General features: G+C 69.8%; 11 protein-coding genes and 1 pseudogene. 3 read left to right on the top strand and 9 right to left on the bottom strand.

Translation table 11 applies throughout. From position 1 onward, the window contains the following. Positions 1–779: pseudogene (locus HUW62_RS49320) on the top strand (hypothetical protein); the annotation flags it as partial. 99 nt (positions 780–878) lie between these two features. Here HUW62_RS49320 and HUW62_RS40025 read toward each other — a convergent pair. Both HUW62_RS40025 and HUW62_RS40030 read right to left on the bottom strand, forming a co-directional pair. Next, a complete protein-coding gene (locus HUW62_RS40025) occupies positions 879–1499 on the bottom strand; it encodes a YceI family protein (protein ID WP_163870872.1) in 621 nt (206 codons plus the stop codon). Positions 1500–1528: 29 nt separating this feature from the next. Then, positions 1529–2398 carry a dioxygenase gene (locus HUW62_RS40030; RefSeq protein ID WP_163870873.1) on the bottom strand — a complete coding sequence of 290 codons (870 nt, stop codon included), beginning with the start codon at positions 2396–2398 and terminating at the stop codon, positions 1529–1531. A gap of 143 nt (positions 2399–2541) precedes the next feature. On the opposite strand from HUW62_RS40030, the gene HUW62_RS40035 reads away from it, so the two are divergent. Beyond that, entirely contained in the window at positions 2542–4182 is a 1641-nt protein-coding gene (locus HUW62_RS40035; RefSeq protein ID WP_163870874.1) for a sigma-54-dependent Fis family transcriptional regulator, read from the top strand. Positions 4183–4197: 15 nt separating this feature from the next. Here the strand turns inward: HUW62_RS40035 and HUW62_RS40040 are convergent, their stop codons facing one another. The 7 genes from HUW62_RS40040 to HUW62_RS40070 form a co-directional block, all read right to left on the bottom strand. Beyond that, entirely contained in the window at positions 4198–4938 is a 741-nt protein-coding gene (locus HUW62_RS40040) for a DUF1751 domain-containing protein (protein ID WP_163870875.1), read from the bottom strand. A gap of 142 nt (positions 4939–5080) precedes the next feature. After that, positions 5081–5284, bottom strand: coding sequence for a hypothetical protein (locus HUW62_RS40045; protein ID WP_163870876.1), 204 nt, complete (start codon positions 5282–5284; stop codon positions 5081–5083). Positions 5285–5502: 218 nt separating this feature from the next. Then, on the bottom strand, positions 5503–5718 hold the full coding sequence (locus HUW62_RS40050; RefSeq protein ID WP_141640758.1) for a hypothetical protein: 216 nt from the start codon (positions 5716–5718) through the stop codon (positions 5503–5505). A 32-nt stretch (positions 5719–5750) separates the two neighbouring features. Continuing rightward, a complete protein-coding gene (locus HUW62_RS40055; RefSeq protein WP_163870877.1) occupies positions 5751–6947 on the bottom strand; it encodes an acetyl-CoA C-acetyltransferase in 1197 nt (398 codons plus the stop codon). Positions 6948–7012: 65 nt separating this feature from the next. Further along, on the bottom strand, positions 7013–7660 hold the full coding sequence (locus HUW62_RS40060) for a hypothetical protein (RefSeq protein WP_163870878.1): 648 nt from the start codon (positions 7658–7660) through the stop codon (positions 7013–7015). 87 nt (positions 7661–7747) lie between these two features. Next, a complete protein-coding gene (locus tag HUW62_RS40065) occupies positions 7748–8404 on the bottom strand; it encodes a 2-hydroxychromene-2-carboxylate isomerase (RefSeq protein ID WP_176437417.1) in 657 nt (218 codons plus the stop codon). Positions 8405–8546: 142 nt separating this feature from the next. Then, positions 8547–12122 (bottom strand): protein kinase, encoded by a 3576-nt coding sequence (locus HUW62_RS40070; RefSeq protein ID WP_217911828.1) that lies wholly within the window; start codon positions 12120–12122, stop codon positions 8547–8549. Between the two features lie 531 nt (positions 12123–12653). On the opposite strand from HUW62_RS40070, the gene HUW62_RS40075 reads away from it, so the two are divergent. Then, on the top strand, positions 12654–13033 hold a 380-nt coding region (locus tag HUW62_RS40075; RefSeq protein WP_176437418.1), incomplete at its 3' end, for a response regulator.

Raw genomic sequence — 13033 nt, forward strand, 5'->3', positions numbered from 1 at the left:
CCCCCTGGCAGGCCCAGGACAGTCAGCCGTTCGGCGCCCCGGTGACCGACTTCTCCACCGCCGAGCCCGAGTTCGATACGTCGCTCGCGCCGCTCGAGACGGAGGAAGTGCCCGCCGAGCTCGAGCAGGAACAGGAGCTGGCCGAAATCGAGCTGGTGGAAGAGGCCGTCGAGCCTCCGGAGGTCAATCCTCTACTCGCCGCCACCGCCATGGCCGCCGCCGTGATGAGCGCCGCGCTCAGGCTCCCCGATCCAGCGGCCCGCCCGAGTTCCCACGCGGCCACCGCGCTCCCCTCCGCGCGCGCCCCGCTGGCAACGCCCCCCGTGGCCGAGCGCCCGCAGTCGGTCGCCGCCTCACGGGAGCCGCTCTTCGCGGTCGTCCCGCCGATGCACACCGACTCCATCACCTCGTTCATCGAGGGTGAGCATCGCGTCATCATCCACACCGTCGAAGGCCAGGTGAAGCGCGGCACCATCCGCGACGCGGACCTGCTCGACGAGGTCATCTCCCTGGAACAGCAGAGCGGCTACGCGCCGGAGCAGATTCCCGGCAAGCGTGTGAAGGCCATCTTCTTCATGCTCGCCGCCGGCGCACGTCAGCCGCAGGCCGAGGGCCAGAAGATTCGCGTCACCTTCAACGACGGACGCCAGGTCGCTGGCTTCTCGCAGGACTTCAAGGGCACGACGCCCGGCTTCTTCGTCGTCCCCGCGGACCAGCGCACCAACACCGCCCGCATCTTCATCTACCGCTCCAGCGTGCAGGCCGTCGCCGAAGGCTGAGCGACCCAAGGGCACGCGGCACACCCTGAAACGACAGAGGGGCTCCCACATCACCGTGGGAGCCCCTCTTTCATTCAGCGTCGATGACCGAAGCGACGACTACTTCTTCGCCGGGGCCGGAGCCGCGGCGTCGGCCTTCTTCGTCAGGGACAGGTCCAGGTTGACGGTGACTTCCTCACCGACCGCCACGCCGCCCGTCTCCAGCGCCTGGTTGTACGAGAGGCCGAAGTCCTTGCGGTTCAGCTTCGTCGTGGCCGACACGCCCGTGCGGATGTTGCCCCAGGGGTCCTTGGCCTCCTTCGCCGGGCCCGTGACGTCCAGGACCACGGGCTTGGTGACGCCGTGCATGGTCAGGTTGCCGGTGACCTTCAGCTTGCCCTCGCCCGCCGCCTCTACCTTCGTCGACTTGAAGGTGATGGTCGGGTACTTGGCCGTGTCGAAGAAGTCCGGCGCCTTCAGGTGCTCGTCACGCTTGGCGACGCCCGTGTTGATGGTCGTCGCGTCGATGGTCGCGTCGACGGTGGACTTGGTGACGTCCTTGTCGTCCAGGTTGATGGTGCCCTTCACGTTGCTGAAGGCGCCCTTCACGTTCGTCACCATCATGTGCTTCACGGAGAAATCGGCGCCGGAGTGGGCCGAGTCAATATCCCACGTGGAAGCCATCGCGAGGGACGGCAGGGCCACCAGCAGGGCAATCGCGCTCTTCAGGGTCGTCTTCATAGGGGTGTGCTCCTCGATGAACTACGGGTTCAGGCGCGCAGCGCGAAGCTGCGCATGGACAAGGTTCCGTGATGGAAGCCCTCGAAAACTGAAGTGAGACGGTCTTCGGGGAGGGCGGCTCCGAGGACGAAGTACAGCGGCAACAAATGCTCGGCTCTCGGATGCGCGAGCTGCGCATTCGGTGCATCCAACCATGACTGGAGGCCCACGAAATCCCGCGCCTCCAGCTTCCGCGCCACCCAGGTGTCGAAGGCCCGCGCCCACGGCTCCGGGGACGCATCCTTTTCATGAAAATTCACGCGGCGCAGGTTGTGGACGATGCCACCACTTCCCATCAACAGCACGCCTTCCGCGCGCAAGGGACGCAACGCCTCGCCCATCTTCGCCACGTCCGCCGCGCTCGCGCCCAGCGGCATCGACACCTGCACCACCGGCAACGTTGCCTGTGGAAACGTATGAAGCAGCGGTACCCACGCACCGTGGTCGAGGCCGCGCTCGGTATCCGCGACGGCCTTCAGCCCCGCCGCGCCCAGCTTGGCCACCACGTCGGAGGCCACGTCCGGCGCGCCTGGCGCCGCGTACCGCAGCCGGTACATCGCTTCAGGAAAGCCGTAGAAGTCGTAGACGAGCGGAGGCTTCGCGCTCGCGGTGACGCGCACCTCGCCGGGCGTCTCCCAGTGCGCGGACACCACCACCAGGGCCTTCACCGTCGCCGCGCTCTCGCCAAAGGTCTTCAGCGCGCGCGGATATGCGTCCGCGTCCAGCGCCACCATGGGCGAGCCGTGTGACACGAAGAGCGCCGGAGCCCGCCCGCCCTTCGTGCCAGCATTCAGGACGCCCGCCACGCCGGCCGCCGCCGCGCCCTGCAAGACCTCCCGCCTGTCCAGTCCGTCTCCCATGATGGGCGCCTTCTACTGCAACCCCAGGACCAGGGCTCAGCTCATTCCAACCCCTTGAAATGACGAACTTCCAACATCCTGACGTGCACGGGTCCTCTCAAAACGATAGAGAGAGACATCACTTTGGAAGGGAGCAGGACACCGTGCCGGGGCCATTCGACGGGTTGGAATTGGGGGAGCTGCTGTCCTTCGAGCCGGGGGGCGGACTCATCCACTTCGCGGGGCAGCGGGTGCTGCTCATGGACCCGGTGGCGCTGGGGCTGTTGCGCAAGGAGCTGGTGAGTCTGATGGGGGTGACAGCCGCGCGCGGCATCTTCACGCGGCTGGGCTACGCGCACGGCTGGCGCACGGCGGAGGCGATGAAGGGCGCGGTGCCGTGGAAGGATGAGTCGCTGTGGCGTCGCGCGGGCGGACGGCTTCACACGCTGCAGGGCCAGGTGCGGGTGGAGCGCGTGGAGCGCAAGCCCGAGGAGGGCCCGGAGCCCTTCGCCGAGGCGCAGTGGCGCGACTCGTATGAGGCCGAGCAGCACCTGCTGCATCTGGGCCGCGCGGACCATCCGGTGTGCTGGAGCCTCACCGGCTTCGCGTCCGGCTACATGAGCTACGTCAACGGGCGGGAAATCTACTGCACGGAGATGCGCTGCGTGGGCCAGGGGGACGCGGCGTGCCACATCGTCGGCCGTCCCTCCGAGGAGTGGAGCACCGAGTGCAAGGAGGTGCTGCGCTTCTACGAGACGCAGTGCATGGAGGGCGTGCTCGGCCAGGTGACGGACGCGCTCAAGCAGGCGGAGCGCAAGCTGCGCGCGAAGCGACAGTCGCTGGCGCGCGTGGGCGTGACGGAGGACCCCGCGGGCATGGTGGCGCGCGCGGAGGCCATGCTGCGCGTCATCAACCTGGGGCGCCGCGCGGCGAAGGTCGACTCCACGGTGCTCGTCACCGGCGAGAGCGGCGTGGGCAAGGAGCGCATCGCCCGCCTCATCCACGACGAGTCCACGCGCGCGCACAAGGCCTTCATCGCCGTCAACTGCGCGGCCGTCACGGAGAGCCTGCTGGAGAGCGAGCTGTTCGGCCACGCGCGCGGCGCCTTCACCGGCGCGACGCATGACAGGCCCGGACTCTTCGAGGCCGCGCACGGCGGCACCCTCTTCCTCGACGAAGTCGGCGAGGTGCCGGCCTCCATGCAGGCGAAGCTCCTGCGCGCGCTCCAGGAGAAGGAGGTCCGGCGCGTGGGCGAGAACACCAGCCGCAAGGTGGACGTGCGCGTGGTGGCCGCCACCAACCGCGAGTTGAGCGAGGAGGTGCGCGCGGGCCGCTTCCGCCAGGACCTCTACTACCGCCTGCGCGTCATCGAGCTGCGCATCCCCCCGCTGCGCGAGCGCCGCGAGGACATCCTCCCCCTGGCCCGGCTGCTGCTCGCCGAGGCCGCGGAGCGCCTGGGTCGCAAGGTGTCCGGCCTCGCGCCCGACGCGGCGGACCAGCTCCTGCGCTACGACTGGCCGGGCAACGTGCGCGAGCTGGGCAACGCACTGGAGCGCGCGGTGGCCCTGTGCGAGGGCAGCCGCGTGGAGCGGGATGACCTGCCCGAGGAGGTCCGCGCCGCGCCGCCCAGCCTCGTCCCCTCCGGCAACCCGCGCCGGCTGGAGGACATGGAGAAGGACTACATCCTCGCGGTGCTGGCGCAGAACTCGGGCAACCGCGCGCGCACCGCCGAGCAGCTCGACATCGGCGTGGCCACGCTCTACCGGAAGCTGAAGCAGTACGGCCACCCGGAGGCGGCCCACTGAAGTCGTGCTCCCGCCTCAGTTGAGGAACTGATCTCGGTCCGGCCGGTCCTTGTTCTTGGGCACCACGTTCAGGTGCTTGGACCTGCCCCTCAGCTGACGCTGCAAGCGCCAGTGCTGCAGGTGCAGCATCAACCGCTTGGGGCTGGCGCCGCGCACGTAGGCGAACACCAGCACCATCGCGATGACGTGCGGCAACTGGCTGGCCAGGCCCGCGGTGAGGATGCGCAGCACCACGAAGCCCGCGCCAATGCCGGCGAACGCGTTGCCCGACAGGGGGATGCCCCAGAAGTTCGTCTGCCCGCGCCCCATCGAAAGGCCGTAGGCGACCCAGAGCACCGTGCCCATCACCCAGCCGCCCTGGTAACCCATGGGCAGCGGCATGAAGAGGCCCACCACGCCGAGCACGAAGCCCGCGAGCGCCGTGCACCCCACCGCCACCATGAGCAGCCGCTTCGAGCCCCAGGAACTCTCCAGCGAGCCGCCGATGCTCCACAACAGCAGCGCTCCGAAGAGGATGCTGATGGGCTCGCTCTCGATGAAGGCGTAGGTGAAGGGCTGCCAGAGAAAGAAGTTGCCGAAGACGGTGTTGGGCGACAGCAGCAGCAACACGCTGTTGGCCGCGCCCTGGTAGCGCAGCAGCAGGTACAGGACGGACCCCGCGACCAGCCCCACAGCCAGCTTGGACGACATGGACTCCAGACCGGGCAGGCCCCAGCCTCCGCCACCTCTGCCGCCGAAGCTGCGCGTCGGTCGCATTCAATCCTCCACTACGGGCTCAACAGCCGACCAAAGGTGGTGGAACCCCCGCCGCTTCGCAACCCCAAACGACGAAGGGCGCCCCACCCGGTCCCGGGAGAGCGCCCTCGAACATCGACTCCGCGCGTTGCTGGCCGACGAATCAGGCGGCCTTCGCGCGGTAGAAAATCGTGATGGTCAGACAGTGGAACTCCTTGTCCGAGGACTGGGTCACCACCTTGTCCACCACGTCGACGTTGTTCAAATTCTCCTTGAGCCACTTGGTGATGTTCTCACCCATGTTCTCGCGATCACGCGCGAGCGTGGTGGAGAACACCTTGACTCCCGTGAAGCTCGTAACGCCCATTCCGACCCTCGTCTCAAATCTTAAGCTGAGATTCTGGACGTTTACCCCGAGACGATTCCGCTATCAAGAAACGGGCCCGATTTACCGGCCTCGGGCGAATCCGGGCCACCCAGGCCCGGCCCCACGTCCAGGGGCACATCTCCCACAGTTGCGCAGCCGACATCCGCGCTCCGCGGGCCAGGAGCCTCGCGCGTCCACTGACGCGAGGCCCAGGAAGTTCACCGCCCGGCGGCGGCCCTGCGGCTCTGACAGGACACCTCGTCCTTGCAGGCCGGTCCAATGCCTTCCGGGTGGGCGGTGAGCGGCGTCTTGTCGCTCTCCTCCACGCCGCACACCACGCACTTGCGCTTGCGGTTGCGACGCTCCGCGCGGCGCTGCTCGGCGATGGCCTTGGCCCGCTCGCGGGCCGTCTTCGCGTCCACCTCGTTGCTCATCTCGCGTCCCGGTTGGAAGTCGTGTGCAGGCATCAGAGCGCCTCGACCAGCACCGCGATGCCCTGGCCGCCGCCGATGCAGGCGGAGCCGATACCATAGCGTCCACCGCGCCGCTTGAGCTCATAGACGAGCGTGGTGGTGATGCGCGCGCCGGAAGCGCCCAGGGGGTGACCCACGGCGATGGCGCCGCCGTTGACGTTGGTCTGCTCGCGCGGCAGGCCCAGCTCCTTCTCCACCGCCAGGTACTGCGGCGCGAAGGCCTCGTTCACCTCGAACAGGTCCACGTCGGCGAGCTTCGCCTGCGCGCGCTCCAGCAACTGGCGGATGGCGGGCGCGGGGCCGATGCCCATGATTTTCGGGTCGCACCCGGACACGCCCCAGTTCACCAGCCGGGCGATGGGCTTCAGGCCGTGCTTCTCCACGAAGCTCCGCGTGGCCATCACCATGCTGCCCGCGCCGTCGCAGATGCCGCTGGCGGCGCCCGCATGCACCACGCCGTCCTTCTTGAAGACCTTGGGCAGCTTGCGCAGCCCCTCCACCGTCGTCTCTGGACGGTTGTGCTCGTCCTTGGCGAAGACGGTGTCGCCCTTCTTGCCCTTGAGCGTGACGGGCGCGATTTCGTCCTGGAAGCGGCCCGCCTCCTGGGCCGCGGCGAAGCGCTTCTGGGTGAGCACCGCGTACTCGTCCACCTGCTCCTGCGTGAGCGAGTAGTCCATCGCGAGCTGCTCGGCCGTCATGGCCATGGGCTGGCCGGTGTAGCTGTCCGTCAGCGCCGTCCAGAGCATGTCCTCCAGGTTGCCCTTGCCCAGGGGCAGGCCCCAGCGCGCGCCCCGGATGACGTGGGGCGCCTGGCTCATGGACTCGGTGCCGCCGGCGAGCACGCAGCTCGCCTGCTCGGTGAGCATCAGCTCCGCGGCGGTGGTGAAGGCCTGGAAGCCAGAGCCACACAGCCGGTTGACGCCCAGGGCGGGCACGGAGATTGGGACGCCCGTGCGCAGGCCCACGTGGCGGGGCAGGTAGATGGCATCCGCGCTCGTCTGCACCACGTTGCCGTACACGACGTGCTGCACCAGCTCCGGGGACACCTTCGCCTGGGCGAAGGCGGCCTTCGCCGATTCCACGGCGAGGTCGGTGGCGCTGAGGTCCTTCAGGCTGCCGCCGTAGGTGCCGAACGGGGTGCGCTTGCCGGAAAGAAAGAAGATTTCCTCGGTCTTGGACACGCTCTTCATGGTGCTCGTCTACCTACTCTCAAGGGGCGCGCGGTGCACGCGCGCAGTGACGGGGTGGCGGGGATTCAGGACGCGCGCCGCCCCAGGAAGGCGCTGGCGACGATGGCAAGCGCCATCACCGTCCACAACAGCCCTTGCAGGTTCTGCCGGCGTATCTCCTTCCGGCCGAGCCCGCGATACCAGGAACGCCCGGCCTCCACCCGACCTTCCCAGGAGAAGTCCCCGGCCGGGGTGACGCCTTCCATGCGGCGCAGGTGGGCGCGCAGCAGGCGTTCGGGCGAAGCGTCCGCCAGTGAACCGCTGCGGTACACCCCGGGGACGTCCAGGGCGGGGCGGCGATAACCGGCGGTGATGACGAAGCCTTCCGGCGTCAGGGGGGTGAGGAAGTAGAGCCGGGGCTCGCCGTCCGCCGCCTGGTAGATGGTGGCGAAGACGCGCTCGACGGGGTGGGCCCAGTCGTAGGAGAGCGTGGCGCGCTGGAGGCGCGGCTTCTCCTCGTGACTGCCGAGCGCCACGAAACCCAACCCCTGGAGTTCGATGGCCAGTTGGGCCAGTTCCAGGGGGATGTCCATCTGGTCCGCCGGGGCCTCCGGCTCGACTCGGACGCTGTGGGGGAACAGGAAGAGGATGGCGCGCCAGAAGTTGAGCGCCAGGAGGACGATGGCGAGCACGAGGCCAGCGACGACGATGCCCAGCTCGGCGAGAACGTTCATGCGGTGAGCACCTGGGAACGTGGCGGGCGACCGGCGGCCCATCCACCCGGGGCACCCTAGCGGAAACCGGCGCTCCCAGGGCCCCCTTCAGCGCCGGGATGCGGTGGCCGGCAAGTCCCTCCACCGGGCCAGGTCCACGGAGGCCAACGGGTCCTCGCCCCGGAGGAAGCGCTCCAGGTGGCCCAGTGAGTCCACGCCGAAGAACAGCTCCCCGTCCGCGAAGACGGTGGGCACGCCGAACGCGCCCGCGGCGATGGCCTCTTCCGTGTTGCGGCGCAGGCGGTCCTTGATGTCCTGCCGTTGGGCCGCGGCGAGCAGCGCGGGCGCATCCAGCCCGGAGGCCTGGATGGCCACGGTCACCTGCTCGGGCGTCTCGGCGCCCTTCCCGCCTCCCCAGACCTCCGCGTAGAGGGCGGACACCAGCCGGCTCCGCGCCTCCAGGTCGTCCACGGCGGCCGTCACGCGCAGGGGGAGCAGCGGGACGAAGGGGTGCGCGGGGGGAGGACCGAAGGGCACGCCCAGCTCATGGGCGATGCGGAAGGTGTGCTTGAAGATGTAGCCACGCTTCGCGGGGACCTCGGCGGGGCCGATGTTTCCGGTGGCGTTGAGCACGCCCGCGAGCAACACCGGCACGGGCTCCACCACGCGGCCATGGCGGGCGGCGAGCGCGGGCATGCGCGTCCACGCGAGATAGGCGTAGGGGGAGAGGTAGTCGAAACAGAAGCGCAGGGGAGCAAGGGCCATGGGTGGAACTCTAGCGCCCTCAAGCGCCGCGTTCGCGGGGGAGCCTCGCGGACGACGCGCCCCCTGGAAAGCCACCGGGTCTCCGCATACCGCGCTCCGGTGGAACGGCTCCACGTGCGCCGCTCGACACAGAGGACCTCTCTCAGGCGCTCTGCAGGGACTCCGCGCTGCGCTGAAGCGCGCCCCGCAGCGACGTCGCCTGCGCCAGGAGATTCGACGCACGCGCCTCGGTGAAGGCCGCCTCCGCCGCCCCCAGCTCCACGACGGCCGCGTCGGCCGAGGACGACCGCTCCGCGAGCGCCAGATGCACCAGTCCCGCCTGCAGCACGTTGCCCGTCAGCTCCGCCAGCGCGAGCGCGCGACGAAGGTGCACGAGCCCCGCTTCGCCCGGCAGCAGCGCGGCCAGCGCACGACGCGCCAGCACCTCATCCCAGGGATTCGCCAGCACCGGGTCCACCGCGCGCGTGAGCGCCAGTTGCGCCGCCTCGTGCGCGGCCTCCAGGTGCCCCTGCTCCCGCTCGAAGCGAGACTGGTACACGCACAGCAGCGTCTCCATCCGGATGCCGCCCTCGCGCGCCGCCGCCAGGGCCCGGGGCAGCGATTCCCGCGCCGCCTCCGCGTCCTCGAACAACACGTCCCGGCACGCCTGATACGTCTGCACGTGGCACTGCAGCCACCGGTCCTCCGGGAGCACCCGCGCCAGCGCCTCCGCGCGCGCCACCACGGCGGCCACATGCTCGTGCTCGCCGCGCTCCAGGTAGTAGGGCGGCGTGAAGATGGCCAGGTTGCGCTCCATCAGCCGAGGGTTGCCCAACCTGCGCACCAGGTCCGTCTTCTCGGTGAAGGCCGGGACGAAGGCCGCGCCGTCCCCCGTGAACGCCGCGCGAGTCACCACCGAGAACAGGTGGAACGCGCGCACGTCGGTGAAGCCGTGGGCCTCCGCCACCGCATAGCCGTCCCGCGTCGCCTGCGCATCCAACGGCTCGCCGCGCAGCGCCAGGTTCATGTTCATCATGTAGCCGCCCATGCCCAACGCCCAGGCCAGGCGTCGCGGCAGTCGGCCCATCACCTCGCGCATCCCGCGCAGCCGGGAGAGCTGCTCGAACTGCGCCTCCACCACGCCCGCCGAGCGGCCCGTGTACGCGCTGAGCACCGCCGGAGCCAGCAGCGCGCCCGCCCGGAACGGCGACACCTCGGGCTGCTCCTCCCGCACGCGCTCCAGCAACACGTCCAGGTCCTTCGTGCGCCCCACAATCGCCAGCGCCATGGCCTGGAGGATGCGCAGCTCCGCCTGCTTCCAGAAGATGTCCTCGGGCGACGACTGCGCATCCGCCGCGCGCTCGCGGAACAGCTCCCGCAGCCGCGCGGGCCTCTCCTCCTCCGGCGCCGCGCACGCCGCGTCCAGTTGCGCCAGCGCGAGCCTGCGGCCCTCGGCCAGGTCCACGGTGGCCGCCCAGTGTGCGAAGAGCTTTTCCGCGAAGGCCAGCGAGCTGGGTGGGTCGCTCGCGTAGCCCACCTCCACCAGCGTCACCCAGATGCGCAAGAGCAGCCTGTCGCGGCCAGGGAAGTCCGGCGCGGCCTCCAGCAGCGTCGACGCCTCCTTCAAGAGCAGCGTCGCCTCCAGCAGCGCCTGCGCCTCCATGGCCGCGCGGCCCGCGTCCAGCAACGGGCCAATGGCCAGCTCCGGCTCCGACGAGCGCAGGTAGTGCCAGCCCACCGTGCGCGACAGGTCCGGCCGCTGGTAGTAGAGCGTCTGGAGCGCCAGCGCCACGCGCCCATGCGCCGCCCGCCGCTCATCGTCCTGCGTGCTGTCGTAGATGGCCTGGTGCACGGTGTCGTGCGTGAAGACGTACCGGCCCTCCTCCTCCTGGAGGAACTGCCGCTCGACGATGCCGTCCAGCACGGCGAACAGCTCCGACTCCGGCAGCTCCGCCAGCGCCCGCACCATGGGCAGCTCCAGGCTTCGCCCCGCCGGAGCCAGCCTGCGCAGGAGCGACACCTGCTCCACCGGCGCGGACGACAGGCGCTCGAGCACCGCCGCATGGATGCTCACGGGCAAGGCCCGCGTGTCCAATCCCTCCTCCGCCGTCCACCGGCCGCCCACGCGCGTCAGCGCGCCCTCCTCCACCAGCGCGCGCAGACACTCGGTGGCGAAGAAGGCATTGCCGCCCGTCGTCGCGTGAAGGCGCGCGACGAAGCCCTCGGGGACCTCCAGGCCCGGCAGCGCCAGTCCCACCAGCGTGCCCACGTGCTCGGCGGCCAGCGGCTCCAGGTCCATGCGCCAGGTGAGCTTCTCGTCCACCGTCTGGAACGCGAGGCTCAGCCGGCTCAGCTCACCCGAACGGAACGTGCCCACCACCATGCCGCGCGTGCCCTGCAGCGCGCGAATCAGCACGTTGAGCACCTCCAGCGAGGCGGTGTCCGCCCAGTGGAGGTCCTCGAAGCACAGCACGAACGTCATCCGCTTGCCGAGCGACTGGACCCACTCCGCCAGCGCCCCGAAGAACCCCAGCTTCTCCTCGCCGGGAACCTGCGCCACGCCCTCGGACTCCGCCGACAGCGAGGGCAGCAGCCGCGACAGCCGCGGGGACAGCCGCTCCATCACCTCCGTGGGCGTGTGCGGCATCAGCGCGCGCAGCGCCTGCGCAATCGGAGTCAGGGGCGCCTGTCCCTCCGCCCGGCACTGCCCACGGCCAAAGGGCAGCTCCGCGAGCTTCGCCTGCAGTTCGAACTCCTGGAGCAGCCGCGTCTTGCCCACGCCGGCGGGAGCACCCAGGAGCACCGCGCGAGACTGCCCCCAGTCCGCCTCGGCCAGCCCGTTCATCAGCGCCTCCAGCTCCGCCGCGCGCCCGACGACCTCCGGCACGTGCAGGTAGCTGGAGCGCGCCGACAGCGGCTCCTCTGGCATCGGCTCCCCACTGGCGTGGCAGAGCGCCTCCATCAGCTCGCTCGCGTCCTGGAAGCGCTCGCGCGGGTCCTTGGCGAGCAGCAGCAGGATGATCTCCTCCAACTGGGGGTCCACCGACCCCAGCGTGGAGGGTCGGGGCGGCGGACGCGTCAGGTGGTCGGCCAGCAACGCCGCCGGCGTGTTGCGTTTGAAGGGCAGCCGGCGCGTCACCAGGTAGTACGCCATGACACCCAGCGAGTAGAGGTCCGCGCGCCCGTCGATGCTCGCGCCGCGCTGCCACTCGGGGGCCAGGTACTCCAGCGTGCCCTTGAGCTTGCCGGGGCTCGGGGTGCCCAACTGGTGCATCACCCCGAAGTCCATCAGCTTCACGGCGCCGGAGCTGGTGATGCGAACGTTGCTCGCCTTGATGTCGCAGTGCACATACAGGCGCGAGTGGATGAACGCGAGCACCTGCGCCATCTGCAGCAGCACGCGATACAGCGTGCGCGTGTCCAGCGGCGCCTCCCGAGCCAGCGTGCTCAGGTCCTGCCCGTCCACCACCTCCATCGTGATGAAGCGGTTGCCGGCCTCCGTCATGCCCCAGTCGAACACCTTCAGCGTGCCCGGGTGCTGGAGCTTCTTCATCGCGAAGAACTCGTGCCGGAACATCAGCACCAGCTCCTCCGTCTTCCCCGCCGTCAGCCCCGCGGGGACCTGCATCTCCTTGAGCGCCACCCGCCGCTTCTCGTGCAGGTCCTCCGCCAGCCAGATGCGGCCCATGCCGCCCTCGCCCAGCAGGCCCTCCACCCGGTAGCGCCCCGTCACCACCATCCCCACTTCCAGCGAGCGGCGCACTCCAGCGGCGTCACCGGGCAGGGTGACGGGCGTGCGGATGCGGTCCCCCCATGAACTCGGAGGACGGCTGCGCTCATCTAGAACGGTTGTCTTCTCTTCGTCGCTCACGAAGGTGGGACCAGAAGGTCGGCAGAATCCAGAAGTCGATGGAATATCACGTTTCCATGTATCGGACACACTCCGTTGGAAGGGAGGGAACCCCAGGTCTCGTCGGGCAGGCGACACCCACACGACGCGCGGGCATGAAGCATGGTGGGCACTCATCCAATCCCCACCCCATGCGGGACACCCTCTCACGGCGTGCGCGCGTGAAGCGAAGCGAGGCATGCACGCCCGAGCAGGTTGTCCCGACGCGCCGCTCCAGGCGCTCGGAGAGGCGGCTCCTCTCCTGTACCTCGGTCTAGGGGTGGGGGCGGACCCCTTGCTACGGCGGGCGTCGAGCGGGGATGCTCCAGGGTGAGGCCGCATCCCGTCGGGCTTCACCTTCACCGGAGGCGCCCGAGCATCGTGAAGCCCAAGGTCCTCATCGTCGAAAACTCCTGGACGATGCGCGAGACACTGCGCCTCCTGCTGTCCGGGGACTTCGACTGCACCGTGGCGGCGAACGGCGAGGCGGGGCTGGCCCAGGCCCTGAGCCAGCCGCCGGATCTGCTCCTCTCGGACGTGAACATGGAGGGCATGGACGGCTACGAGCTGTGCCGTCGCTGCCGCCTGGAGCCCACGCTCCAGCACATCCCCGTCGTCTTCGTCAGTGGCTACGCGCCCCGCTCGGACAGCGACCCGAGCCTGCCCGTGCCCGACGCGTATCTCGTCAAGCCCGTGAAGCCGCCCCAGCTCATCGCCGAAATCCACGCCCTGCTCCAACGCGGAAGCAGCCCCCCTCCCCC

It is taken from the genome of Myxococcus sp. AM011 (assembly GCF_013372595.1).
Taxonomy (GTDB): domain Bacteria; phylum Myxococcota; class Myxococcia; order Myxococcales; family Myxococcaceae; genus Myxococcus; species Myxococcus eversor.

Bases quoted from the DNA above. Each gene is read 5' to 3' on its own strand.
- HUW62_RS40025 (WP_163870872.1), bottom strand. From the start codon at position 1,499: ATGAAGACGACCCTGAAGAGCGCGATTGCCCTGCTGGTGGCCCTGCCG.
- HUW62_RS40030 (WP_163870873.1), bottom strand. From the start codon at position 2,398: ATGGGAGACGGACTGGACAGGCGGGAGGTCTTGCAGGGCGCGGCGGCG.
- HUW62_RS40040 (WP_163870875.1), bottom strand. From the start codon at position 4,938: ATGCGACCGACGCGCAGCTTCGGCGGCAGAGGTGGCGGAGGCTGGGGC.
- HUW62_RS40045 (WP_163870876.1), bottom strand. From the start codon at position 5,284: ATGGGCGTTACGAGCTTCACGGGAGTCAAGGTGTTCTCCACCACGCTC.
- HUW62_RS40050 (WP_141640758.1), bottom strand. From the start codon at position 5,718: ATGAGCAACGAGGTGGACGCGAAGACGGCCCGCGAGCGGGCCAAGGCC.
- HUW62_RS40055 (WP_163870877.1), bottom strand. From the start codon at position 6,947: ATGAAGAGCGTGTCCAAGACCGAGGAAATCTTCTTTCTTTCCGGCAAG.
- HUW62_RS40060 (WP_163870878.1), bottom strand. From the start codon at position 7,660: ATGAACGTTCTCGCCGAGCTGGGCATCGTCGTCGCTGGCCTCGTGCTC.
- HUW62_RS40065 (WP_176437417.1), bottom strand. From the start codon at position 8,404: ATGGCCCTTGCTCCCCTGCGCTTCTGTTTCGACTACCTCTCCCCCTAC.
- HUW62_RS40070 (WP_217911828.1), bottom strand. From the start codon at position 12,122: ATGGTGGTGACGGGGCGCTACCGGGTGGAGGGCCTGCTGGGCGAGGGC.